The following is a 3047-nucleotide window of genomic DNA, read 5'->3' as shown; positions in this document are numbered from 1 at the left end:
CCACGTAATCGCTTGATTTAACCAGGCGCGCCACGTTCCGCTGGTTGATCTGAACACCCTTAGGCTTGCCGGTCGAGCCGGATGTATAAGTCACATAAGCCAGGTTGTCGGCCGAGGCGACGCTGGACGGATTGGTGGCGTCGCAGGCATCGAGCGACGCCGCGTCGGCGTTCAGCAGGAATACAGGCACTTCGCTGGCCGGCAGTGAGGCCAGCAGGCGTTGCTGGGTCAGCAGCACCGCCGGCGCCGCGTCCTCCAGCATGTAGGCCAGGCGGTCGGCCGGATAGGCCGGGTCCAGCGGCACATAGGCGCCGCCGGCCTTCAGGATGCCCAGCAGGGCTACCACCATCTCCAGCGAACGCTCCACGCACAGGCCCACCAGCACGTCCGGGCCCACGCCCAGTGTGCGCAGGTGATGCGCCAGGCGGTTCGCTCGCGCATTGAGCTCGGCATACGTCAACTGTTCGCCTTCGTGCACGAGCGCCACGCTGTCCGGCGACGATGCCGCCCATTCCTCGAACAACGCCGACATCGTCGACGTCGATGGATAATCGCACGCCGTGTCGTTCCACTCCACCAGCAGTTGATGGCGTTCCGATGCCGGCAGCACGTCGATGGCGCCAACCGCGCTGTCCGGCGCGGCTTCCAGCGCCGCCACGAGCTGCTCGACGGCGGCGTGCATGTATTCGCATACGCGCTGTGCCGACACGCTTGCGCTGACCTGCGCCGTCAGCGCAAAGTCCTCGCCCAGATCGTCGACCGAGAACGTGACCGGATAATTGGTGCGCTCTTCGCTGCTGAGCATTCCAACGCCCTGCCATGCCGCGTCACCCTTCTTCTGCACCACGCTATGGCGGTAGTTGAGCAGGGCCGAGAACAGCGGCATCGGCGCCTCCACGCCGCTGCAACGCTGCGCCAGTGCCAGCGACGCGTGCTCGTGACGGAGCAATTGCGTCAACATGTCGTGCGCGGAGCGCACCGCTTTTGCCACGCCTTGTTCGCCCAGCTTGAAGCGCACTGGCAGCGTGTTGATGAACATCCCCAGTACGCTCGACGCATCTTCACCGCCGGCCATACGGCCCAGCAGCACCGTGCCGAACACCACATCGTCGCGGCCAGACACCTTGGACAGCACCTGCGCCCATGCCAGATGCATGACGCTCGCAGCGCTCACGCCCAGCTGGCGTGCCTGCCGGCGCAAACGACGCGACAGATCGCCATCGACCATCCGGTACGACTCGACAATGCCCGTGCCGTCGCCCTGCACGTCGAGCAGGCCGAATGGTGCGGTCGGTTCATCCACGTCGGCCAGCATCGCGCCGAAGTAGGCTTCGTGCTCGGCCTGGCTCACGCCCAGGCGTGCCTGGGCAACGAAATTACGGAACGGCAGCGCCGGCGGCAGTTCGTCGGCGCGGCCTTGCAGCAGCATGCGCACTTCCGCGACCAGCATGTCGAGCGTGCTGTGATCGATCGCCAGGTGGTGCGCCAGGATTTGCAGCAGCCAGCGGCCATTGGCTTTGTCCTGTGCGGCAAACGCGCGCATCAGCGGCGCCTGGCGCACGTCCAGACGGTAGTGGCGTGGATGATAGCGCTCCGCCAGTTCCTGCGCCACGTCGGCCGCGTGGTCCAGGTTGACCTGCTCGGCCACCAGATGCGCCTCGCGCCAGACCACCTGCACGGCTTCGTTCAAGCCATCCCAATGCATGGCCGTACGCAGGATATCGTGGCGCGCCACGACCTTGTTCAAGGCCGCGACAAAGCCGTCAAGCCGCTCGCGGCTGTCGAACTGCATCAGGCTAGGCAGCAGGTAGGCGTCGCCCTCCTCGCTCATCATGTGATGGAACAGGATGCCTTCCTGCAGCGGAGCCAATGGATAGATATCCTGGATGTTGGCGGCGCCGCCCGGAACCGCCGCGACCACACGCGCGATCTCCTGCTCGTCCAGCTTCACCAGCGTTACCATCTCCGGCGTGATCGCCGTGCTACCGGCCACGATGCCGTTGGCCGGCACCACGATGTCGTTGTTTTCACCACCCGACGCTCCGGCCAGTGCGGCGATGGTCGGCGTGGCGAACAAGGTCCGTACGTCGACATTCAGGCCGGCGCGGCGCATGCGCTCCACCAGCGTGATCGCCAGCAGCGAGTGGCCGCCCAGCGTGAAGAAGTTGTCGTGCACGCCCACTTTGTCCAGATTGAGCACGCCGGCCCAGATATCGGCCATGGCCTCTTCGGCCGCCGTGCGCGGCGCCACATAGCCTTCTTCGCTGCGCGCCATATCCGGCGCTGGCAAGGCCTTGCGGTCCACTTTGCCGTTCGGCGTCAATGGCAGCTGGTCCAGCACCACGAAGTGCGCAGGCACCATGTACTCCGGCAGCGATGCCAGCAAAGCGGCGCGCAGTCCGGCGGCATCAGGCAATTGCTCGCCATCGTGCGCGACCAGATACGCGACCAGCCGCTTGTCGCCCGCCACGTCCTCGCGGGCCAGCACCAATGCGTCGCGCACCGGCTCCAGTGCCGTCAGCACGGTTTCGATTTCGCCAAGCTCGATGCGGAAGCCGCGCAGCTTGACCTGATGGTCGATACGGCCGAGATACTCGATGCTGCCGTCTTCCAGATAGCGCGCCAAGTCGCCCGATTTGTACATGCGCGATCCGGCCTCGCCGAACGGATTCGGCACGAACTTGTCCGCCGTCAGGTCGGCACGATTCAGGTAGCCGCGCGCCAGCCCGGCGCCGGCGATATGCAGCTCGCCCGCCACGCCTACCGGCACGGGATTGAGGCCCGCATCCAGCAGATATATCTGCGCATTGCCGATCGGCCGGCCAAGCACCGGTACCTCGCCGGCGTCCGCGATGGCGCAGACGGTCGTGTCCACGGTCGCCTCGGTCGGACCGTAGACGTTGAAGCTGCGCTTTGCCGGCGCTTGCTTCAATTGTTCCCACAGCTGTTGCGGGATGGCTTCGCCGCCGACGAGCAGACAGGAAGGCAATGCGTCCGCACCGGCCGCTTGCAGCAGTAAGCCCAGCTGGGACGGCGTGCAGTCGAAG

1 protein-coding gene is annotated in these 3047 nt (G+C 65.9%); it reads right to left on the bottom strand.

Features of this window, described 5'->3' with window-relative positions:
- Nucleotides 1-3047, bottom strand: a 3047-nt coding sequence (locus tag DUGA2_RS32275) for an AMP-binding protein (RefSeq protein ID WP_229214835.1), incomplete at both ends; no start/stop codon positions are given.

The sequence above is a fragment of the Duganella sp. HH101 genome, assembly GCF_001758795.1.
Lineage (GTDB): Bacteria > Pseudomonadota > Gammaproteobacteria > Burkholderiales > Burkholderiaceae_D > Rugamonas > Rugamonas rivuli.
The sequence above is the reverse complement of the archived record's forward strand: the minus strand, read 5'-3'. Positions and strand labels throughout refer to the sequence as shown.